Source organism: Rhodoferax lacus, from assembly GCF_003415675.1.
GTDB lineage: Bacteria > Pseudomonadota > Gammaproteobacteria > Burkholderiales > Burkholderiaceae_C > Allorhodoferax > Allorhodoferax lacus.
Genome location: NZ_QFZK01000007.1, coordinates 115,593 through 137,748, shown reverse-complemented (window position 1 = coordinate 137,748; position 22,156 = coordinate 115,593). Strand labels below are relative to the sequence as shown.

18 protein-coding genes and 2 pseudogenes are annotated in these 22,156 nt (G+C 63.5%); 13 read left to right on the top strand and 7 right to left on the bottom strand.

Annotated elements, in window-relative coordinates; translation table 11 throughout:
* Positions 1-3: 3 nt before the first annotated feature.
* Positions 4-1,116: a recombinase RecA gene (recA, locus tag DIC66_RS12930; protein WP_117177820.1), complete on the bottom strand. Its 1,113-nt coding sequence runs from the start codon at positions 1,114-1,116 to the stop codon at positions 4-6.
* A gap of 147 nt (positions 1,117-1,263) precedes the next feature.
* Here recA and DIC66_RS12925 point away from each other — a divergent pair, with 147 nt between their 5' ends.
* The 3 genes and pseudogenes from DIC66_RS12925 (at position 1,264) to DIC66_RS12915 (ending at position 4,006) form a co-directional block, all read left to right on the top strand.
* Entirely contained in the window at positions 1,264-1,743 is a 480-nt protein-coding gene (locus DIC66_RS12925; protein ID WP_117177818.1) for a MarR family winged helix-turn-helix transcriptional regulator, read from the top strand.
* A 118-nt stretch (positions 1,744-1,861) separates the two neighbouring features.
* Positions 1,862-2,536 (top strand): annotated as a pseudogene (locus DIC66_RS12920) (response regulator).
* Positions 2,537-2,551: 15 nt separating this feature from the next.
* Positions 2,552-4,006: a sensor histidine kinase gene (locus DIC66_RS12915; protein ID WP_117177816.1), complete on the top strand. Its 1,455-nt coding sequence runs from the start codon at positions 2,552-2,554 to the stop codon at positions 4,004-4,006.
* A 33-nt stretch (positions 4,007-4,039) separates the two neighbouring features.
* Here the strand turns inward: DIC66_RS12915 and DIC66_RS12910 are convergent, their stop codons facing one another.
* From DIC66_RS12910 to DIC66_RS12900, 3 genes and pseudogenes are all read right to left on the bottom strand, one after another.
* Positions 4,040-4,696 (bottom strand): SPOR domain-containing protein, encoded by a 657-nt coding sequence (locus tag DIC66_RS12910; RefSeq protein ID WP_117177814.1) that lies wholly within the window; start codon positions 4,694-4,696, stop codon positions 4,040-4,042.
* 6 nt (positions 4,697-4,702) lie between these two features.
* Positions 4,703-5,500, bottom strand: coding sequence for a biotin--[acetyl-CoA-carboxylase] ligase (locus tag DIC66_RS12905; protein WP_117177812.1), 798 nt, complete (start codon positions 5,498-5,500; stop codon positions 4,703-4,705).
* A 133-nt stretch (positions 5,501-5,633) separates the two neighbouring features.
* Positions 5,634-6,116 (bottom strand): annotated as a pseudogene (locus tag DIC66_RS12900) (SET domain-containing protein); the annotation flags it as partial.
* Positions 6,117-6,221: 105 nt separating this feature from the next.
* On the opposite strand from DIC66_RS12900, the gene DIC66_RS12895 reads away from it, so the two are divergent.
* The 4 genes from DIC66_RS12895 (at position 6,222) to DIC66_RS12880 (ending at position 12,572) form a co-directional block, all read left to right on the top strand.
* Positions 6,222-9,203 carry a DNA topoisomerase III gene (locus DIC66_RS12895; RefSeq protein WP_199534741.1) on the top strand — a complete coding sequence of 994 codons (2,982 nt, stop codon included), beginning with the start codon at positions 6,222-6,224 and terminating at the stop codon, positions 9,201-9,203.
* 205 nt (positions 9,204-9,408) lie between these two features.
* Entirely contained in the window at positions 9,409-11,211 is a 1,803-nt protein-coding gene (locus tag DIC66_RS12890; protein ID WP_117177953.1) for a DEAD/DEAH box helicase, read from the top strand.
* A 94-nt stretch (positions 11,212-11,305) separates the two neighbouring features.
* The gene (locus DIC66_RS12885) at positions 11,306-12,292 is read left to right on the top strand and encodes a DUF5655 domain-containing protein (protein WP_117177808.1); all 987 of its coding nucleotides are present in this window, start codon (positions 11,306-11,308) and stop codon (positions 12,290-12,292) included.
* A 79-nt stretch (positions 12,293-12,371) separates the two neighbouring features.
* The gene (locus DIC66_RS12880) at positions 12,372-12,572 is read left to right on the top strand and encodes an addiction module protein (protein WP_117177806.1); all 201 of its coding nucleotides are present in this window, start codon (positions 12,372-12,374) and stop codon (positions 12,570-12,572) included.
* Positions 12,573-12,640: 68 nt separating this feature from the next.
* On the opposite strand, the gene DIC66_RS12875 is transcribed toward DIC66_RS12880, so the two are convergent.
* On the bottom strand, positions 12,641-13,816 hold the full coding sequence (locus DIC66_RS12875) for an ATP-binding protein (protein WP_199534740.1): 1,176 nt from the start codon (positions 13,814-13,816) through the stop codon (positions 12,641-12,643).
* 134 nt (positions 13,817-13,950) lie between these two features.
* Positions 13,951-15,258 carry a Fic family protein gene (locus tag DIC66_RS12870; RefSeq protein ID WP_117177802.1) on the bottom strand — a complete coding sequence of 436 codons (1,308 nt, stop codon included), beginning with the start codon at positions 15,256-15,258 and terminating at the stop codon, positions 13,951-13,953.
* A gap of 141 nt (positions 15,259-15,399) precedes the next feature.
* Here DIC66_RS12870 and DIC66_RS12865 point away from each other — a divergent pair, with 141 nt between their 5' ends.
* The 6 genes from DIC66_RS12865 to cynS all read left to right on the top strand — a co-directional run bounded on the left by DIC66_RS12865 (position 15,400) and on the right by cynS (position 21,101).
* Positions 15,400-16,620, top strand: a complete 1,221-nt coding sequence (locus DIC66_RS12865) for a sensor histidine kinase (RefSeq protein WP_117177800.1) — start codon at positions 15,400-15,402, stop codon at positions 16,618-16,620.
* A gap of 1 nt (position 16,621) precedes the next feature.
* Positions 16,622-17,305: a response regulator gene (locus tag DIC66_RS12860; protein ID WP_117177798.1), complete on the top strand. Its 684-nt coding sequence runs from the start codon at positions 16,622-16,624 to the stop codon at positions 17,303-17,305.
* A gap of 201 nt (positions 17,306-17,506) precedes the next feature.
* Positions 17,507-18,910, top strand: coding sequence for a CmpA/NrtA family ABC transporter substrate-binding protein (locus DIC66_RS12855; protein WP_117177796.1), 1,404 nt, complete (start codon positions 17,507-17,509; stop codon positions 18,908-18,910).
* Between the two features lies 1 nt (position 18,911).
* A complete protein-coding gene (gene ntrB, locus DIC66_RS12850; protein WP_117177794.1) occupies positions 18,912-19,802 on the top strand; it encodes a nitrate ABC transporter permease in 891 nt (296 codons plus the stop codon).
* Positions 19,803-19,808: 6 nt separating this feature from the next.
* Positions 19,809-20,603: an ABC transporter ATP-binding protein gene (locus tag DIC66_RS12845; RefSeq protein WP_117177792.1), complete on the top strand. Its 795-nt coding sequence runs from the start codon at positions 19,809-19,811 to the stop codon at positions 20,601-20,603.
* 54 nt (positions 20,604-20,657) lie between these two features.
* Positions 20,658-21,101: a cyanase gene (cynS, locus tag DIC66_RS12840; RefSeq protein ID WP_117177790.1), complete on the top strand. Its 444-nt coding sequence runs from the start codon at positions 20,658-20,660 to the stop codon at positions 21,099-21,101.
* Between the two features lie 379 nt (positions 21,102-21,480).
* On the opposite strand, the gene maiA is transcribed toward cynS, so the two are convergent.
* Positions 21,481-22,146 (bottom strand): maleylacetoacetate isomerase, encoded by a 666-nt coding sequence (maiA, locus tag DIC66_RS12835; protein WP_117177788.1) that lies wholly within the window; start codon positions 22,144-22,146, stop codon positions 21,481-21,483.
* Between the last annotated feature and the right edge of the window lie 10 nt (positions 22,147-22,156).

Genomic DNA, 22,156 nt, shown 5'->3' with positions numbered 1-22,156 from the left:
GGCTTACTCGGCCTTGTCTGCCTTCTCTGCCTTTTCCGCTTTGTCGGCCTTGCCGGCCTTCTTGCCTGCAGTCTTTTCCACCTCAGCCACCGGAATCAGCGGGATGCCCAGGGACTCGCGCACCTTGTTCTCGATCTCCACCGAGAGGTCGGGGTTCTCGCGCAGGAACTCGCGTGCGTTGTCACGGCCCTGGCCGATTTTCTCGCCCTGGTAGGCGTACCAGGCGCCGGACTTTTCGATGATGTGGGCGTTCACCCCCATGTCGATGATTTCGCCGTGGCGGCTGATGCCCTCGCCAAACAGGATGTCAAACTCGGCCGTCTTGAAGGGCGAGGCCACCTTGTTCTTGACCACCTTGACCTTGGTCTCGTTGCCAATGGCGTCGTCACCCTTTTTGATGGTGCCGGTGCGGCGTATGTCCAGGCGCACCGAGGCGTAGAACTTCAGCGCGTTGCCGCCGGTGGTGGTCTCGGGGCTGCCGAACATCACGCCGATCTTCATGCGGATCTGGTTGATGAAGATGACCATGCAGTTGGTCTTCTTGATGTGGGCGGTGAGCTTGCGCAGGGCCTGGCTCATCAGGCGGGCTTGCAGGCCGGGCAGGCTGTCGCCCATTTCGCCTTCCAATTCCGCCTTGGGGGTGAGTGCTGCCACCGAGTCGACCACGATCAGATCGACCGCGCCGGAGCGCACCAGGCTGTCCACAATTTCCAGAGCCTGCTCGCCGGTGTCGGGCTGGCTGATCAGCAGGTCTTGCAGGTTCACGCCCAGCTTTTGCGCGTACTGGATGTCCAGCGCGTGTTCGGCATCCACAAAGGCGCACTGGCCGCCTTGCTTTTGCATCTCGGCAATCACCTGCAGGGTGAGCGTGGTTTTGCCGGAAGACTCCGGGCCGTAGATTTCCACCACGCGGCCGCGCGGCAGGCCGCCCACGCCCAAGGCGATGTCCAGACCCAGCGAGCCGGTGGAGACCACCTGGATGTCCTCAATCACCTCGCCCTCGCCCAGACGCATGATGGTGCCCTTGCCAAACTGCTTTTCAATCTGGGCCAGTGCCACTGCCAGGGCCTTGGCTTTTTCGCTGCTGGGGGCCATGCCTTTAACCGGTGCGTCCATGAGAAATCTCCTAAATGTGTCGTTGGGTGTGAATACTGTTTTTGCATCTGCTGTTAATTACAGGCTGGATGCTTGAACAGTAGTTTAACGGCGCTTGTTGAAATCGGTAAACACATTTTTTAGTCAGTTTGCATTACCATTTACCGTATGGCTGAATCTCTCTCCACAGACAGCAGTTGGCGCAGCGCCCATGCGGGCCACTGGCTGCGCCTGGCGCTGGCGCGCTTTGATGCGCGGGTCATGGAATGCATGGCCCAGCACCCCGGTGTACCGCTGGGCCTAGCCAATCTGGCGGCGCGCGGCCAGATCAGCGCGGCCCATATCCACATCACGCGCCACCTGTCTGTCGAGGGCGCGCGCCTCACGGACCTGGCGCAGGCGGCCGGCATGAGCAAGCAGGCCATGGGCACGCTGGTGAACCAGTGCGAGGCCTGGGGCATGGTGCAGCGGCAGGGCCATGGCAGTGACGCCCGCGCCAAGCGCGTGGTGTTTACCGAGGCCGGCCTGGCCTGGCTGGCGGCTTACCAGCACGCCGTGGCACAGGCCGAAGCGGAGATGCGCAGCGCCATCGGCAACGAGGTGGCCACTGTGGTGACACTGGGTCTGGAGGCCTACAGCGGCACCTGATTCGCACCAAGGCGTCCCATGCAGCCCCGGGCCACGCAAAAGCTGCGCAATGTCTTGCTCCAGCGCAGGTGCCCATGAAAGTGCAGGCCTAGAATGCTGGAACAAGAAGGAGACTGCGATGCGGATTTTGATTGCGGAAGACGACCAGGTTCTGGCGGACGGATTGTTGCGTGCCCTGCGCAGCGCGGGGGCGGCGGTAGACCATGTGGCCAGCGGCTCCGAGGCCGACGCCGCGCTCATGACCAACACCGAATTCGACCTGCTGATCCTGGACCTGGGCCTGCCCAAGATGCACGGCCTGGAGGTGCTCAAGAAATTGCGCGCCCGTGGCTCCGCACTGCCCGTGCTCATCCTCACCGCCGCCGACAGCGTGGAAGAACGCGTCAAGGGCCTGGACTACGGCGCTGACGATTAGATGGCCAAACCCTTCAGCCTGCAGGAGCTCGAGGCCCGCGTGCGCGCCCTGGTGCGCCGGGGCATGGGGGCGTCCAGCAGCAGCATCAAGCACGGGCCGCTGACCTATGACCAGGCCGGGCGCGTGGCCACCATAGACGGCAAGATGGTGGAGCTGTCTGCCCGCGAGCTGGGCCTGCTGGAAGTGCTGCTGCAGCGCGCTGGCCGCCTGGTCAGCAAGGACCAGTTGGTAGAGCGCTTGTGCGAGTGGGGCGAAGAGGTGAGCAACAACGCCATCGAGGTCTACATCCACCGCCTGCGCAAGAAAATCGAGAAGGGCCCGATCCGCATTGCCACCGTGCGCGGCCTGGGCTACTGCCTTGAGAAAATCCCTGGATAGCCAGACTCCCGCGGCATGAAAATCTTCCAGCGTGAGCAGCGCTCTCTTTTCGGGGAGATCCTGGACTGGATGCTCACGCCGCTCTTGCTGCTGTGGCCCGTCAGCCTGGTGCTGACGTGGCTGGTGGCGCAGGGCATTGCCGGCAAGCCGTTCGATCGGGCGCTGGAATACAACGTGAGCGCGCTGGCGCAGCTCATCACCCTCAAGAACAACCACGCGCAGTTTGTGCTGCCGCTGCCGGCCCGCGAACTGCTGCGCGCGGACGACGCCGACACGGTCTACTACCAGGTGCTGGGCCCCAAGGGCGAGTTCCTGAGTGGCGAGAAAAATCTGCCCCTGCCTGGGGATATGGACAAGGCCGGAACCGGCGAAGTCCATATGCGCGATGACGAGTACAAGGGCGTGGAGCTCAAGGTGGCCTACATGTGGGTGCGGCTGGATGCGCCCAACACCAGCCCTGCACTGGTGCAGGTGGCCGAGACCATGGACAAGCGCTCGGTGCTGGCCACCGAAATCGTCAAGGGCGTGATGCTGCCGCAGTTTGTGGTGCTGCCCCTGGCCGTGCTGCTGGTGTGGCTGGCGCTGGTGCAGGCCATCAAGCCGCTCAACCGCTTGGAGGAGCGCATCCGCGCGCGCAACCCCGATGACCTGAGTCCGCTCGAAGTAGAAGCCGTGCCCATGGAAGTGGCGCCGCTGGTGTCTTCCGTGAACGACTTGCTGATGCGCCTGAAGGACTCGATTGCCACGCAAAAGCGCTTTCTGGCCGATGCCGCGCACCAGCTCAAGACGCCGCTGGCGGGCCTGCGCATGCAGGCTGATCTAGCGCAGCGCGAAGGCGCCAGTGCCGAGGACCTGAAGCTCTCGCTGCGCCAGATTGGCCGCTCCAGCATCCGCGCCACCCACACCGTCAACCAGCTCCTGGCCCTGGCCCGCGCCGAGAGCAGCAGCACGGTGCTGGCGCACCAGCCCTGCGATGTGGCGCGCCTGACCATGGACGTGATCCGCGACTGCGTGCCGCGCGCCATGGACAAGCACATTGACGTGGGCTACGAGGGCGCCCAACCCGGCTCGGAAGGTGTGATGGTGCAGGGCAACCTGACGCTCTTGACCGAGATGGTGCGCAACCTGGTGGACAACGCCATCAACTACACACCCTCGCGCGCGGCGCGCCCGGGCATCATCACCGCGCGCGTGCTGATTGACCCGTTCAGCAAGGTGCTGGTGATCCAGGTGGAAGACTCCGGCCCCGGCATTGCCCCGGCCGAACGCGAACTGGTGTTCCAGCCGTTTTACCGCGCCCTGGGCAATGAGGCCGATGGCTCCGGCCTGGGGCTGCCTATCGTGCTGGAGATTGCGCGCCAGCACCGCGCCGAAGTGACGGTGGACGATGCCCGCCCCGGCCAGAATCCGCCGGGCTGCTGCTTTACCGTGCGCTTTCCCGCCGATGCGGGTGTGCCCCAGTTCAGCTGACCCCGTGCGGGCCAGGGGCTGCAGGCGCCCGGCTCAATTGCAGCTATGCACAGACGTGCTGCCCAGCGCACTGCGCAGCTCAGCCACCTTGGGCTTGAGCGACGCACCCACCGCCGGCAACCTGAGCACATAGACCACCGAGGGCAAGCGCTCCTGTACCACGCGTGCCGTATGCAGGCCGCGCGCTGCCAGACGCGCCAGCTCGGCGTCCGCATCAGCCTTGTCTTCGAAGCCACCCAGCGAGAAACCCGGCTCCAGCGTGGCATTGCCCACGCTCTCGGGCTTGAGGTTCATCGCCAGCACCTCGGTGCGCTTTTTGGCCAGCAGGTCGGGGGTGGCGTACTTGCCCATATAGACAATCCAGCGGGCCGCCAGTGCAGACTCCTCCAGCACCCAACTGTCAACGGGCAGGATCTGCCCCAGCGTCTGGCGCAGGGCCGTGGCCTGTGCCGCGTCGAACGGGCCGGCCTGCAGGCATTCCTTGGGGGCCTGGTCCTGCTTGACTTCTTCCTCTATGCGCTTGAAATCGGCAGCACTCAGGAGGCGCACGGCCTCGGGCGCGATCTGCTGCGCCAGGCGCCGCGGCTCGCTTTGCTGTGTGGGCCCAAAGCCGTAGCCGCGCAGCAGCTCATGGCCCCAGGCGTAGTAGAGGCCATTGGCCAGCAGCAGAATCAGTGCAAGCAATCGCATGGTGGGCTATAGGTCAGGCTGTGGGTCCGTCGATAGGGCAGCAGGCGCGGGTCGCACACTCACCTCCGCACTGCTGATTTTTTGAAGTCCCTTGTCAGTATGCACCAGCAGGGCGCCACTGGCGTCCACCCCACGGGCCATGCCGGTGTTGCCGTCGGTGCAGACCACCTCACGGCCGTACAGCAGGTCGCGCGCATGGAACGCGGTGCGCAGCGCGGCAAAGCCCTCGGCCTCAAAGCCCTGCACCGCACGCACCAGCGGCAGCACAACGGCCGCAAGCGCCGAGGGTGCGTCTACTTGCGCCAGCAGCTCCTGCAAGGCCGCTGCAGGCGTGCGCAGACCAGCGCTGTCGCGCGGCAGCAGGTTGATGCCGATACCGATGACGCAAAAACGCACATCGCCCACGCTGGTGGTTTCAATCAGGATGCCGGCCAGCTTGCGGTCTTGCAGCCAGACGTCGTTGGGCCATTTGAGCTGCAGCGCCGGGTGCAGGCTTTGCACCACCGCCAGGCCCACAGCCAGGGACAGACCGGACCAGTCGGCTGGCTGCAGCGGCAGCCCCAGCGAGAAGGTCAATGTGGCCAGCCCTTCCTGGGTATCGCTCTGCCAATCGCGCCCCAGACGGCCGCGGCCCGCAGTCTGGCGCTCGGCCACCAGCAAGGTGGGCTCGGTTTGCCCGGCGCGCGCGCGGCGCATCAGCTCGGTGTTGGTGGAATCCACCGTAGGCAGGATCTCGATGGTGAAGCCGGGCAACAACGGCACCACGGCTTCCCAAATGCTTTCAGCGGACCAGCGAATCGTCATCAAACAAAGGCTCCGTGTGAAGTGCCTGCTACCAGGAATGCCGTGGAACCGGCTCCGCCGGGCCACCGGCATTGCCCCCTTGAGGGGGGAACAGGCTACACGCAGTGAGCCTGGACGGGGGTGTTCAACGTTTCCCGCGCTTGGGAGCCAGCAAGGTGCCCCGGCATTTTTTGGCGCCGCACCAGCAGGGGTACTCGGCCTTGAGCTTGGGGGTATAGCGCTCGTCGATGATCAGGCCGTAGTCGTAGTTCAGCTCTTCACCAGCCTTGATGTTGCGCCGCGCCTTGATGAAGATGCGGCCCTCCTGCTCATCGGCCTCGCAGTTGGCATCGCAGGAATGGTTGATCCAGCGCGAGGAGTTGCCGCCAAACAGCGCGTCAATCACATGCTCCTCGTCCACATGAAAGTAGAAGGTGTGGTTGGGGTCGCTCGGGTCGTGGGGATGGCGGCGCTGTGCCTCGGGCCAGCTGATGACCTCGCCCACGTACTCAATGATGGTCTCCCCTTCGGCAATGTCCACCAGCGCAAACACGCCCTTGCCGTGTACGCCGGAGCGTCGGGTCTGTATGCGGCGGCTGTCAGAGGGCTTGGTGGTTTTGGAAGGGTTTTTGGACACAGCGCAAAAATTTGGTATGGTGAATCGTATGGGCGCGCATGTGCGTGCCTGCGTATGTGAGCGCGCGCACCCGTGCGTGCGCGAGAAACTGGATTGTAGTCAGACATGAAAGACGCCGTTTTGAATAAAACACTGGTCATTGCAGAGAAGCCTTCCGTCGCCCAGGACATCGTCCGCGCGCTTACGCCCACTGCGGGCAAGTTCGAGAAGCACGACGAGTACTTCGAGAGCGACAGCTATGTGGTTTCCAGCGCCGTGGGTCACCTGGTGGAAATCCAGGCGCCCGAGGAATACGACGTCAAGCGCGGCAAGTGGAGCTTTGCCAACCTGCCGGTGATCCCGCCGCACTTTGACCTCAAGCCCGTGGACAAGACCAAGACGCGCCTGAACGCCGTGGTCAAGCTGGCCAAGCGCAAGGATGTGGACAAGATCATCAACGCCTGTGACGCGGGCCGCGAGGGCGAGCTGATTTTTCGTTTGATCGAGCAGTACGCCGGTGGCGCCAAGCCGCTGGGCAAGCCGGTCTCGCGCCTGTGGCTGCAGTCGATGACGCCCCAGGCCATCCGCGACGGCTTTGGCGCCCTGCGCACGAACGCGCAGATGCAGCCCCTGGCCGATGCCGCGCGCTGCAGGTCTGAAGCCGACTGGCTGGTGGGCATCAACGGCACACGCGCCATGACCGCCTTCAACTCGCGCGACGGCGGCTTCTTTCTGACCACCGTGGGCCGGGTACAAACCCCCACGCTGTCGGTGGTGGTGGAGCGCGAAGAGCAGATCCGCAAATTCATCAGCCGCGACTACTGGGAAGTGCACGCCACCTTTGCCGCCCAGGCCGGTGAGTACCCCGCCAAGTGGTTCAACCCGCAGTGGAAGAAGAACCCCGATGACGCCGAACTGAAAGCCGACCGCGTCTGGAGCCAGCGCGAGGCCCAGCAAATCGCCGATGCGGTGCGCGGCCAGCCCGCCACGGTCACAGAAGAAAGCAAGCCCACCACCCAGGCCTCGCCTCTGCTGTTTGACCTGACCAGCCTGCAGCGCGAGGCCAATGGCAAGTTCGGCTACAGCGCCAAGACCACGCTGTCGATTGCGCAGTCTTTGTATGAGCGCCACAAGGCACTGACCTACCCGCGTACCGATTCGCGCAACCTGCCCGAAGACTATGTGCCGGTGGTCAAGAGCACCTTCGAGATGCTGGCTGACAGCGGCATGCGCCACCTGGCACCCCACGCGCTCACCGCGCTGAACAACAACTACATCAAGCCCACCAAGCGCGTGTTCGACAACGCCAAGGTGAGCGACCACTTTGCCATCATCCCCACGCTGCAGGCGCCAAGCGGCCTGAGCGAGGCCGAGCAAAAGGTCTATGACCTGGTGGTGCGCCGCTTCATGGCCGTGTTCTTCCCCAGTGCCGAATACCAGGTCACCACGCGTATTACCAAGGCCCTGGAGCACAGCTTCAAGACTGAAGGCAAGGTGCTGGTGAAACCTGGCTGGCTGGCCATTTACGGCAAGGAAGCCGCCGAGGAAGTGGCTGACGCCAAGGAAGGCGACAAGGGCCAGAACCTGGTTCCCGTGCAACCGAATGAAAAAGTGCACGGCAACCCGGTCGACCCCAAAGGCCTCAAAACCAAGCCGCCCGCACGCTACTCGGAAGCCACCCTGCTGGGCGCCATGGAAGGTGCAGGCAAGACCGTGGAAGACGACGAGCTGCGTGAGGCCATGCAGGAAAAGGGCCTGGGCACTCCGGCCACCCGCTCCAGCATCATCGAAGGGCTGATTGCCGAGAAATACATGCTGCGCGAAGGGCGCGAGCTCATCCCCACGGCCAAGGCGTTTCAGCTGATGACGCTGTTGCGCGGCCTGGGCGTGGAGGAACTCTCCAAGGCCGAGCTCACCGGCGAGTGGGAATACAAGCTGGCCCAGATGGAGCAGGGCAAGCTCAGGCGCGAAACCTTCATGGCCGAGATTGCGTCCATGACCGAGCGCATGGTCAAGAAGGCCAAGGAATACGACCGCGACACCATCCCCGGTGACTACGCCACGCTGGCCGCCCCCTGCCCCAACTGCGGCGGCATCATCAAGGAAAACTACCGCCGCTACACCTGCACCGGCAAGACCGGAGCCGAAGAAGGCTGCGGCTTCTCGTTCGGCAAGTCACCGGCCGGGCGCACCTTCGAGCCCGCCGAGGTGGAGCAATTCCTGCGCGACAAACACATAGGCCCGCTGGACGGCTTCCGCTCCAAGGCCGGCTGGCCCTTCACGGCCGAGATGGTTATCAAGTTCGACGAAGAAGCCAAGAACTACAAGCTGGAGTTTGATTTCGGTGACGACAAGGCCGGCGAGGAAAGCGGCGAGCTCATCGACTTCTCGGCCCAGGAAACGTTAGGCCCATGCCCCAAGTGCGGTGCCGGTGCGGGCGATGCCGGCGGCGGCTCGGTGTACGAGCACGGCAAGAACTACGTGTGCGACCGCTCGGTGCCCACCCACGCCCACCCCACGCCCAGCTGCGACTTCAAGAGCGGCCAGGTCATCCTGCAGCAGCCCATCGAGCGCGCGCAAATGCAAAAGCTCCTGGCCACGGGCAAGACCGATTTGCTGGACAAGTTTGTCTCCATGCGCACCCGCCGCGCCTTCAAGGCCATGCTGGCCTGGGACGCGGAAGCGGGCAAGGTGAACTTCGAATTTGCCCCCAGCAAGTTCCCGCCGCGCAAGACTGCGGCAGGCCGCCCGGCCCCTGCTGCCAAGGCTGCGGCTGGCGCTGCAGCGAAGAAGGCCCCCGCCAAGAAAGCCGCAGCGGCCAAGAAGGCACCGGCCACCAAGGTGGCCAAGCCCAAAGCCGAGCGCAAGACCACCGCCGCCTCCGGCATGACCCCCAGCGCCGAGTTGGCCGCCGTCATCGGCAGCGAACCGGTGGCCCGCACGCAGGTCATCAAGAAACTGTGGGACTACATCAAGGCCAACGGCCTGCAAGACGCCACCAACAAGCGCGCCATCAACGCCGACGCCAAGCTGCTGGCCGTGTTCGGCAAACCGCAGGTGACGATGTTTGAGCTGGCGGGGATTGCTGGCAAGCATTTGAAGGCCTGAGAGCCTTCTGTCGGTGGGCCGCAAGGGCTCACCTGGCGACCGGGCACGGCAGCAAATAAGCCTGCCGGCCTGGTCCACTCCCTCTAGAATGATTGCAAGGGTTTGAAACCCAGGGAGGGCGGCTGCGCGCAGGGCCGCCACATAATAAATATCCAAACAGGAACTCTTGGCCACACCCCGCGGCGGGGCTCTGGCCGCTTGGCGCATGGCAACACTCATACCCGCAATTGGCACGACCTCATTTGATTCCACCGGCGAACGCCGCCTGGCCGAGCGCCTGGAGCAAAAGCTGGATGACGACTATCTGCTGTGGCACAACGTGCCCATTGGCCCCAGGCAAACGCACCCGGACTTTGTGGTGCTGCATCCCAAACGCGGCCTGCTGATTCTGGAAACCAAGGACTGGAAGCTCGACACCATCCGCCATGCCAGCAGACAGGCCTGGGACATCCTGGCCGATGGCAGGCCCAAGACTGTGATCAACCCTTTGGCGCAAGCACGCCACTGCGCCATCCAGGTGGTGAACGCCCTGGAGCGCGACCCGCAACTGGTGCAAGAGACCGGTCCCCACCAAGGCAAGCTGGCCTTTCCCTGGGGCCACGGCGTGGTGTTCACGCGCATTACGCGCAAGCAGTTTGATGACGCGGAACTGGGCAACACCATAGAACCGCACCACGTCATCTGCCAGGACGAAATGCTGGAGTCGGCCGACCCCGAAGCCTTTCAGCAGCGCCTGTGGAATATGTTTGCCTATTCTTTTGGTGGCGCCATCTCATTGCCGCAACTGGACCGCGTGCGCTGGAACATGTTTCCGCAGGTGCGTGTGCAAACCCAGGGCGCCCTGTTTGACGACAACGATAGCGAGGCCGAACTGCCCAGCATCATGCGTGTGATGGACTTGCAGCAAGAGCAGCTGGCGCGCTCCCTGGGCGATGGCCACCGTGTCATCCACGGCGTGGCCGGTTCGGGCAAGACCATGATCCTGGGCTACCGCGCCGAATACCTCGCCAAAGCCAGCACACCCACCAGCAAACCCGTGCTCATCCTGTGCTTCAACGAGCCGCTGGGTGTGAAGCTGCACAGCGTGATGCAGGCCAAAGGCCTGGGCGAACAGGTGCATGTACGGCATTTCCACAAATGGTGCCGCGACCAGTTGGTGGCCTTCGGTCAGCCCTTGCCCGCGCAAGGCCCGCAGATGTTTGATGCGATGGTGGATGGCGTCATCCGTGGCGTGGAGCGCAAGCACATCCCCAGCGGCCAGTACCAGGCTGTACTGATAGACGAGGGCCACGACTTCGCGCCCGAATGGCTCAAGCTGGTCACGCAAATGGTGGACCCGAGCACCAACAGCCTGCTCTTGCTGTATGACGATGCGCAAAGCATCTATGAGCGTGCGCGCAGCAAGCAATTCAGCTTCAAGAGCGTGGGGGTGCAGGCCCAGGGCCGCACCACCATTCTGAAAATCAATTACCGCAACACCCGGCAGATTCTGCAGACGGCCAACCTGATTGCCTCGGACCTGCTGACAGCGGACGACAAGGACGATGACGGCATCCCGCTGGTCAAGCCCATCAGCTGCGGCCGCGACGGCCAGGAGCCCGTCCTGATCCGCCTGCCCAGCTTGCGCGAAGAGGCCTATGCCATTGCCGACCAGCTAAGCGCCGCCCACAAAGAGGGCCACGCCTGGGGCGACATGGCCATCCTGTGCCACGACTACGCCACCATGGACCTGTGCGCCACCGCCTTGAACCAGCGCAAGCTGCCCTTCAATGTGCGCAAGCGCAGTGGCGACTTCAACCCCCGCGCTGACGCCATCCAGATCATGACCATGAAAGTCAGCAAGGGCCTGGAGTTCCCCGTGGTGGCGCTACCCGGCGTGGGGCATATGCCTGCACAGGGCGAGGATGAAACAGAAGCTGCGCGGGTGTTTTATGTGGCGGCCACGCGGGCTACGCAGCGGCTGGTGATGGGGGTGGGTGGGGATGGTGGGTTTGGTCGCTTGTTTTGAATGGCAGCCGACTTCGCATAACCCAATAGGCAAGGTACTTGCTGGGTAGTTGATGAGCCAGTATTTCTGAAGGTACAACACGAGGATCAAGCCCATGAGCGACATCAAACTATTCCGCCTGACAGCAGGCCAAGCCACCGAACTGCAAGGCAGTGCCTCCGATCTGGAGCGCCCCTTGCAAACGCTGATCGAGGCCAATCTGGTGCCGCTGCTCAGCATCCGTTTCCTGGCCAGCGAACACTCCACCGGCAAGACGCACGGCGGGCGCATTGATTCCCTGGGGCTGGATGAAAACGATTGCCCGGTGATTCTGGAATACAAGCGCTCGGTGGGAGAGAACGTCATCAACCAAGGCCTGTTCTATCTGGACTGGCTGATGGACCACAAAGCCGAGTTCAAGCTGTTGGTGCTGGACAAGCTGGGCGCAGCAGCGGCCGATGCCATTGACTGGAGCGCGCCACGTGTGGTGTGCATCGCGGCGGACTTCACCAAGTACGACGGCCATGCGGTGCAGCAGATTGGCCGCAACATTGAGCTGATCCGCTACCGCCGCTTTGGTGATGACTTGCTGTTGCTGGAGTCCGCCAACGCGGGGGGTGATGCCGCCGCCAAGGCCACTCCTGGAAAGCAGCCCAAGCAGGGTTCCACCAAGCCAGATGCCGCTCCTGCGGCACTGACCGATGGCGCTACGGGGAAAGCCACGGGCCCTGACAAGTCGTTTGCCGAATTGCTGGCGGTATTGCCTCAACCCATGCTGCAGCTGTTGGCCTCGCTGGAGGACTACACCTTGTCGCTTGGGGATGATGTGCAGCGCAAAGAGTTGCGCCTGTACCTGGCCTTCAAGCGTCTGAAGAACTTTGCCACCGTCATCCTGCACAAGAAGAATTGCCTGCTGCTGCACCTGCACGTGGATCCAGCGCCCGCGCTGCTGGTCCTGCCCAACGCGCGAGATGTCACCAGCATCGGGCATTGGGGCACGGGCGACTTGGAGCTCACGCTACGCAGCATGGCGGACCTGGATGCAGCCAAGCCCTTCATCAGCGCCGCCTACGAAGGGCGCGCGCTGTCTGGGGCGAAGTAGGTACCGCGCTGCGCAGTATTTTCAGTTGTGGGCTGACGGTGTAAATTCGAGCCAGCGCTTGACCAATCGAGGTGCCACCATGAAAGTCAATGAAATCATTCAAGAGGCACTGCGTTTGCCTGCGACGGCGCGGTTTGAGATTGTCGAACAGTTGATGCAAAGTCTGGACAAACCAGACCCTGCAATAGACCGCATTTGGGGCGAAGAGGCCGTCAAGCGTCTGGCCATTGTGGACGCGGGGCTTAGCCCCACTTTTTCAGCAGACGAGGTCTTTGGGTAGGCGTACTCGGTAGAGCGGGATGCTACGTTGGCGCCGATGGCCACTTCCAATTTTCTTTAGTCACCCCTTCACTCCTGACTCAGCAAGTCCACCAACTCCCCCAACCCAATGGCCTGCGCCCCATGGCGTAGTGGAATGCGCTCCAGCCCTGGGTACACAACATAGCGCTGCGTGATCTGCAGGTCGTCGCAGGCAATCGCAAAGCCTTTTTCCGGGCTGGGTGCCATGGAGCGTTTGACCTCTATCGCCATCTCGGGCTTGCCGCCCTTCTCCAACACCAGGTCTATCTCAGCGCCGACCTGGGTGCGGTAAAAGTAGGGCACGCGGCGCGGGCCGGCGGACTGGATCAGGTTCTCCAGGCAATAGCCCTCATAGCTCAGGCCGCACACCGGGTGGCCCAGCAGGTCGTGCATGGTCTCCAGCTCCAGCAGGCCGTGCAGCAGGCCGCTGTCGCGCACATACACCTTGGGCGACTTGACCAGCCGTTTGCCCAGATTGCCACTCCATGGGCGCAGGCGGCGCACCAGTTGCAGATCCACTAGCAGATCAATGTAGCGGTCTATGGTGGGGTTGGCCACGCCCAGCGCACCGGCTATGTGCGCCTGGTTGAGCACGCTGCCCTGGTTGTGCGCCAGCATGGTCCACAGGCGGCCTATGGTCTCGGCTGGCAGGCGAGGTGCAAACATGGGCACGTCGCGCTCCAGGTAGCTGCGGATAAAGTCGCGCCGCCAGTCCAGGCTTTGCGCGTCATCCGCCGCCAGCAAGCTGTCGGGAAAGCCGCCACGCAGCCAGAGGGTGCTGTCAGCAATGCCGGCGGCTGCGGCTTCCATGCTGGAGAGCGGGGCCATGTCGATGTAGGCCACGCGCCCAGCCAGGGTCTCACTGCTTTGGCGCATGAGGTCCAGGGCAGCCGAGCCCAATAACAGGAACTGGCCGTTGCGCATGCCAGCTTGCCGGTTGTCGTCGATGATGCCGCGCAAGACTTCAAACACACCCGGCGCGCGGTGGATCTCGTCCAGAATGACCAACCGGCCCTGCTGGGCGCGCAAGTAAGTGTCGGCATCTTCCAGGCGAAGGCGGTCAGCGGGGCGCTCCAGGTCCAGATACACCGCGCCGCCGGGCCAGTCTTTGGCCAGAGTTCGGGCCAAGGTGGTTTTGCCCACTTGGCGCGGCCCCAGCAACACCACGGCAGGTGTCTGGAGCAGTTTTTGGCGAACAATGGATTCGAATTTGCGGTCAATCATCATTGTAATTTTAACTTCAAGAGTTAATTTTGCAATGTTAGTCAGCTGCCGAGTGCGGGTCTTGGTATCCGGGTGGGTGCAGGTTGGCGGCGCCGTGGTGGCCTTCCTCACCTCGCATGTAAGCGTCTGCGCGCTCAGGTCTTCAATTTGCGGGCTGCTGGCTTGCTCGCTTTGTCTCCCTTGGCACGTGCTTCTAGATAGGTCTTGGCTTCATCCCATGGCACTGTCATTTCAGTAGCTTGCAGGGTTGCCCAGCGCTGGTCTGCCGCAGTCTGCCATTGCGCATCCTGCTCAAGCGGCGCGCCTTGCGCTACCAATGCATACCCCACACTGCGCCCTCCACCCTCCAACCGCTGCAGCACCCCACGCGCCAGCAACTCGTTGATGTCACGCAGCGCCGTGTCGGATGAGCACTTGCCCAGGGCCGCCCACTTGGCGTTGGTGAGCTTGCCCTCAAAGCCGTCCAGCACCCGGTTGAGCACCTGGGTCTGGCGCGCGTTCATGGGGGTGCCGGCCCAGCGCTGCCAGAACTGAGCCTTGTCCAGCACGCCGACCAGCGTGGCATCTGCGCCTTGCACGGCGCGCAGCAGGCAGGCCAGGAACCAGCCCAGCCAGGGCGTGACATCCAGCGGGCCTTTTTGCGCGGCTTCCAACTGCTCGTAATAGCCTTTGCGCTCGCGCTGTATTTGGGCGCTGAAACTGTAGAAGCGCTGGCTGCTGCCTTCGGCGCGGGCCAGCGCCATGTCGCCCACGGCGCGGCTGATGCGGCCGTTGCCGTCATCAAATGGGTGCAGCGTGACCAGCCACAAATGGGCCAACCCGGCCTTGATGAGTGCGTCCCCCACAGGGGCCGCATGGAACCATTGCAGGAACACCTTCATTTGTCGCAACAGGCTGCTGGCCGGTGGTGCCTCAAAGTGCACACGCTCACGGCCTATGGCGCCGCTGACCACTTGCATGGGGCCGCTGGCATCCTTGCGCCAAGCGCCCACGGTGATGCGGGTACGGCCGCTGAAGCCAGTGGGAAACAGGGCGGCATGCCAGCCAAAGAGGCGCTCGTCCGTGAGGGCCGCATCAAAGTTGCGGGTGGCATCCAGCACCACATCCACCAAGCCGTCCACCTGCCGGTCGCTGGGGGCCAGTGCGCCTATGTCCAGCCCCAGCCGACGGGCGACCGAGGACCGCACGGCATCCAGGCTCAGGCGCTCGCCTTCGATTGCACTGGTTGTAAGCACTTCCTGGGTCAGCACCTGCAGGGTGGCTTGCTGGCGCTCTGCCAGGCCCAGCTGCGCCATGCGACCCATGAGCTGGCCCTGCGCCCTATGCACCTGCGCCAGAGGCGCAGCCAGGGCCGCTGCGTCATAGTGCAGCTGCGGCCAATCGGGCAGCTGCCAGATGTAGCGCGGATTGCGAGGCACACGGAGCGCACGGGGCTTGGGCATGCGGTGATTATGCGGCTTATTCACCGCATTTAGTGCATTGATTGAGATGCGCCTGCATGGCGGCATCTCAACGCCAGAGCACAAGCGCCCCGCCGCCCACCCTCCCATTCCAGCGTGGCACGCCCGTTGCTAGTACAGGGTATGCAGGCCGAACTCACCCCACCCACCTTTGCGCGCGACAGCGCCGGCAGTGGCGTGTGGCAGCAGCAGCTCAAGCTGTTGCTGGATTCCACGGGCGAGGGTGTTTTCGGCATTGACCTGCACGGCGAGTGCGTGTTCATCAACCGGGCCGGGGCGGCCATGCTGGGCTGGGACGCGGACGCGGTGCTGGGGCAGAACATGCACCAGCTCACGCACCATTCGCACGAGGACGGCACGCACTATCCCGATACCCAATGCCCCATCTTCAATGCCTTCCGCCGCGGCCTGGCCTGCCGGATTGAGACGGAGGTGTTCTGGCGCAAGGACCACAGTGCTTTTGCCGTGGAGTACTCCAGCCACCCGATTCTGGATGGCGACACGGTGCTGGGGGCGGTGATCACCTTTGTGGACATCACCGCGCGCCGCCAGGCCGCCCTGGCCCTGCAGCATGCCAATGCAAGGCTGGAGCGCTCGAATGACGAACTGGAGTCGCGCGTGGCCGAGCGCACCCGCGAGCTCTCGGCAGCACTGGGCCAGCTGCGCCAGCTCTCGGCCTACTCCGAGACCATTCGCGAGGAAGAACGCACCCGCATTGCCCGCGAGGTGCATGACGAGCTGGGCAGCATGCTGGTGGCACTCAAGATGGATGTGAACTGGATGGACAAGCGCCTCTCCGAACAAAAACAGCGCACCCCGCCCGAGGCCGAGTCCATGCGCACCCGCCTGCGCTGCAAGTGCCAGAACATGAGCCAGCAGATTGAAAGCGCGGTGGTCAATGTAGGGCGCATCATCACCGACCTGCGCCCCAGCATCCTGGACCACCAGGGCCTGTGGGCCGCCCTCGAATGGCAGGCGCATGACTTCACCCAGTCGGCCGAGCTGGAGCTGGACTGGCAGATGGAGGGCACCGAGCACACCGAGCTGTCCGAGCCGGTGGCCATGGCGGTGTTCCGCATTTTTCAGGAGATGCTCAGCAACGTGGGACGGCATGCGCGCGCCAGTCAGATCCAGGTGCGCATACACACCAACGCCACCGAGCTGAGCCTGCTGGTGCGCGACAACGGACGCGGTGCCAGCGCTGACGCCTTTGATGCGCCCACGGCCTATGGCGTGATGGGCATGCGCGAGCGCGCCCGGCACCACGGCGGGCGCCTGGCCATCACCAGCCAGTTGGGACAGGGCTCGCTGTTCCATTTGCGCATGCCGATCGTAGGCCCCTGACATGGTCCGCCTGCTTTTAGGAGATGACCACCGCATCGTGCGCGAAGGCCTCAAGCAGGTGCTGGCCGACGCACCCGATGTGGCGGTGGTGGGCGAGGCGCAAAGCGGCCCCGAGGTGCTGGCGCAGGTGCGCCACCTGCAGGGCACGCTGGGTTTGGACCTGGTGCTGCTGGACATTGCCATGCCCGGCTGCGACGGCCTGGAGGTGCTGCAGATCCTGCGCCACGAGTTCCCGCTGCTGCCCGTGCTGATGCTCAGCACCTACCCCGAGCAACAGTACGCCGTGCGCTGCATCAAGCTCGGTGCGGGCGGCTACCTCAACAAGAGCGCAGACCCCGACGACATGGTGGCCGCGGTGCGCAAGGTGGCCGCGGGTGGCATGTATGTGACACCCGCCACCGCCGAGGCCCTGGCCAGCGCCATGGGCGCCAAGGCGGCAGCGGCTGGTTCCAAAACAGCGGCCGCAGGCGTCACCGCGCTGGACGCCCTGTCGCACCGCGAGCACCAGGTGTACCGCCTGCTCAGCACCGGGCAGACCGTGGGCGAAATTGGTGCGCAGCTCAAGCTGGCGTCCAACACGGTGAGCACCTACAGGGCACGCATTCTGGAAAAGACGGGTGCCAAGAACGATGTGGAGTTGGCGCTGTTGGCGGAGCGCCACGCGCGCAACGCTACCCAGCTGTAGCGCGCCCTGAGTCACACCCAGCCCGCTGCCACCTCCATCAGCTATTGGCGCGCTGCAGTGCCTGCTGTGTTCGCACTTTATGTAGTGCCAGCCCTACGCCGCGTGGTGCGGGGCGCTACGAATTGCAGTGATGGCACTCCGTCTCCTACAAACTGGCCCACAGCTTGCGTGAGCCCTTGCATCCAACCACCGAGGTGCACCATGTCCGAATTCTTCTCTCCCTATGATGCCGACCGCCCCCTCATGCTCAAGTGCAGCTGCGGGCGCGAACACTCGGTGGCCGACCACCACGCCGAAGTCGCGGCCGACAGTGCCGCCATTGAACTGCGCCGCCGCAGCTTAAGTAGCGAGTTCGAGGCCTATAGCAACGAGTTCATCGAAGCGACCTTGGTGAAGGCCCTGTTTCCGCAGGACGCAGTGCGCCGCAATTTCTTGAAGGCCGTGGGCAAGAGCACGGCCATGGCAGCCATTGCCAGCGTGCTTCCCGTGGCCAGCATGCAGGCCATGGCGCAGGAAAAAGGCGCCCTGGAAAAAACCAATCTGAAAATCGGCTTCATCCCGATCACCTGCGCCACGCCGCTGATCATGGCCCACCCCCTGGGTTTTTACAAACAGCAGGGACTCAACGTCGAAGTCACCAAGACGGCAGGCTGGGCGCTGATCCGCGACAAGATGATCAACAAGGAATACGACGCCACGCACTTCCTGTCTCCCATGCCGCTGGCGATTTCCATGGGCTTAGGGTCAAACGCCACGCCCATGAATGTGGCCACCATCCAGAACATCAACGGCCAGGCCATCACCCTCGCACTCAAGCACAAGGACAACCGCGACCCGAAGAACTGGAAGGGTTTCAAGTTCGCCATTCCCTTCGAGTACAGCATGCACAACTTCCTGCTGCGCTACTACCTGGCCGAGGCCGGGCTCAACCCCGACACCGATGTGCAACTGCGCGTGGTGCCCCCGGCCGAGATGGTGGCCAATTTGCGCGCAGGCAATATCGACGGCTTCCTGGGGCCCGACCCGTTCAACCAGCGCGCCGTGTTTGAAGAGGTGGGTTTTATTCACCTGCTGACCCGCGACATCTGGAACGGCCACCCCTGCTGCGCCTTTGGCACCAGCACCGAGTTCATCCAGAAAAACCCCAACACCTTTGCCGCCCTCTACCGCGCCGTGCTCACCTCTGCGGCCATGGCGCGCGACCCGAAGAACCGCGAGCTCATCGCCAAGGTGATTGCGCCCGCGCAATACCTGAACCAGCCCGAGGCCGTGCTCACGCAAGTGCTGACCGGCAAGTTTGCCGACGGACTGGGCAACATCCAGACCGTGCCCGAGCGCGCCGACTTCGACCCCATGCCCTGGCAAAGCATGGCGGTGTGGATGCTCACGCAGATGCAACGCTGGGGTTATGTGAAGGGCGATGTGAACTACAAGCAGATCGCTGAAAAAGTGTTCTTGCTTACCGACGCCAAGAAGCAGATGAAGGCGCTGGGCCAGAAGGTGCCAGACGGCGCTTACCCCAAGTTCAAGATCATGGGCAAAGAGTTCGATGCCGACAAGGCCGCGGCGTACGCCAAGAGCTTTGCCATCAGCAAGGCAGCCTGAGATGGGTTTTTGGCACTCGCTCAACTTCCGCGCGGCCTTGCTGTCGCTGCTCATCCTGGTGCTGCTGCTGGGCATCTGGTATGCGGCCACCGGCGCCACGCCGGCCGTGGGCAGCTCGGCGGGCATGACGCCCGAGCAGATCGAGTACGCCAAGATGATGGGCAAGGATGTGGGACAAGGCGGGGGCCAAAGCAGCGGCTCGGTCAAGGCCAGCGGATTCCCCACGCTGGGGCAAATGGGAAGCACCGCCTGGGGCCATCTGTCCCACCCGTTCTATGACAACGGCCCCAACGACAAGGGCATTGGCATCCAGCTGGCGCATTCGCTGGGGCGCGTGGGCCTGGGCTTTGGCCTGGCCATGCTGGTGGCCATACCGCTGGGCTTTGTGATCGGCATGTCGCCGCTGATGCGCAAGGCGCTGGACCCTTTCATCCAGGTGCTCAAGCCCATCAGCCCGCTGGCCTGGATGCCACTGGCGCTCTACACCATCAAGGATTCTTCCATCAGCGGCATCTTCGTCATCTTCATCTGCTCCATCTGGCCCATGCTGCTCAACACCGCGTTTGGTGTGGCCTCGGTCAAACGCGAATGGCTGGCGGTGGCCGCGACGCTGGAGGTGAACCCGCTGCGCCGCGCCTTTCTGGTGATCCTTCCGGCAGCGGCGCCCACCATCCTGACCGGCATGCGCATCAGCATGGGCATTGCCTGGCTGGTGATCGTGGCCGCCGAGATGCTGGTGGGCGGCACCGGCATTGGCTACTTCGTCTGGAACGAGTGGAACAACCTGTCGCTTACCAATGTGATCTTTGCCATCGTCGTCATCGGCGTGGTGGGCATGCTGCTGGATTTGGTATTCGCCCGGCTGCAACAGGCGGTGACGTATGTGGAGTGAAGGCGCATGAGCGAGCTGCTGAAAATAGAAGCCCTGGGTAAGACCTATGTGCCCGGCAAGCCAGTGTTTGCCGATGTGTCCTTCGCGCTGGAGCGCGGCGAGTTTGTCTGCATCATCGGCCACTCGGGCTGCGGCAAGACCACGGTGCTCAACGTGCTGGCCGGGCTGGACACGGCCACTACCGGCTACGTGTTCATGGAAGGCCGCGAGATCCGCGGCCCCAGCCTGGAGCGCGGCGTGGTGTTCCAGAGCCACGCCCTCATGCCCTGGCTGACGGTGCGCCAGAACATCGCCTTTGCCGTGGTCTCGCGCTGGCCCGAGTGGCCGCGCGCCAAGGTGAATGTGCATGTGGAGAAATGCATTGCCCAGGTGGGCCTGAGCGGCGCCATGGACAAAAAACCCAGCCAGCTCTCCGGCGGCATGAAGCAGCGCGTGGGCATTGCCCGCGCCTTTGCCATACAACCCAAAATGCTGCTGCTGGACGAGCCCTTTGGCGCGCTGGATGCGCTGACCCGCGGCACCATCCAGGACGAGCTCATGGGCATCGTGCGCGACACCCAGCAAACCGTGTTCATGATCACCCACGATGTGGACGAAGCCATTCTGCTGGCCGACCGCATTTTGCTGATGACCAACGGCCAGGAAACCGACGACGGCTACAAGCCAGGCGGCATTGCCGAGGTGGTGGTCAACCCCCTGCCGCGCGAGCGCAAGCGCGCCACCCTGCACCACCTGGATGGCTACTACGAGCTGCGCAACCACATCGTCGATTTTCTGGTGACGCGCGCCAAGGCGCATTGAGCACCGAAGTTCCGCACCCGCTTTTCTTATCTCAACAACGACACAGGAGTCCGTATGAACCGCATGGAAGTCACCGAAAAAATCATCACCGTCAAAGTGGCCAAGGGTATTCAATGGGCCGATGTGGCCAAGAAGGTCGGCCTGTCCAAGGAGTGGGTCACGTCGGCCTGCCTGGGGCAGATGACGCTGGACGACAAGCAGGCAAGAATAGTGGGCAAGATTTTTGGCCTGACCGTGGAAGAACAGAAGTGGCTGCAAGTGGTGCCCTACAAGGGCTCGCTGGCCACCGCCGTGCCCACCGATCCACTGATCTACCGCTGGTACGAAATCGTCAGCGTCTACGGCACCACCATCAAGGAGCTGATCCACGAGGAGTTTGGTGACGGCATCATGAGCGCCATTGATTTCTCCATGGACATCGTGCGCCAGCCCGACCCCAAGGGTGACCGTGTGAACGTGGTGCTGTCGGGCAAGTTTTTGCCATACAAACAGTATTGATGAAGTTGTATGTTTGAGTGCCTACAGGTTTAGGCCTGCAGCTTCTCTGGCCGCTGCCACCGGGGCGAATGCTTCCGTTCGTGTCCCCCGGACCGGGCTGCGCCCGGTCCTCCTCCTTTACCTCACTGCAGCATCCACCCCAGCGTCATCGGCAACCTGCACCTTTGGCGCGCAGTGACCGGGTACCCGAGCCGACGGCCGACTGTATTCAGACCTTTGCGCGCCAACAACACCGCTGGACTCAGGCCGGTGTGGCGCTCAGCGCCGGTAGGTAAAGGAGGAGCCCGAAGGGCGGGGGACACGGACGGCGCTGAGTGCCACGCCGGCCTGAGTCACTAAGCAACGGAGCCGCGAAATGACTTTTGGACTCAGTGACTCATCACTGCACCGGCGCACCAACCTGACGCGCCGGCTCTGCGCGCACAAACGCATCCAGCGCACTGCAGCGCGCGACGATGGCGTCAACCGTGGGAATGTTGTGCACCTCGATCTTGAAGACACGCATCACCGCCACTACGCTGGCCAGACAGATGTCGGCCATGCCCACCGTGTCGCCATGGCAGTACAGGCCGGTTTGCGCCTCGGTGGACAGGCGCTGCTCCACGGCTGCCAGGCCGGTGGTGAACCACTGCGTCTGCCAACGGCGCCAGGCCGCGTCGTCAAAGCCGGCCTCGGTGGTCAGGTACTTCTTCACCCGCGGTGTGATCAGCGGATGCGTGTCGGCCGCCAGCATGTTGCACAGCGAACGCACACGCGCGCGGCCGTGGCGGTCTGCGGGCAGGAGGGCGGGCAGGGGCTGTGTCTCTTCCAGAAATTCCAGAATCGCCAGCGACTGCGTGATGGGCGGATGGCCCGCCTCCACCAGGGTGGGCAGGCCGCCCAGCGGGTTGATCTTCAGATAGGCCTCGCTGCGCTGCTCACCGGCGTCCATATTGATGAAGGTTTCCGTGACCGGCAGGTTCTTCAGGTTGAGCGCCACGCGCACGCGAAAAGTAGCCGAGGTGCGCCAGAAGGCATACAGATTGAGGGCGGGAACAGCGGCCATGCGGGCCTCC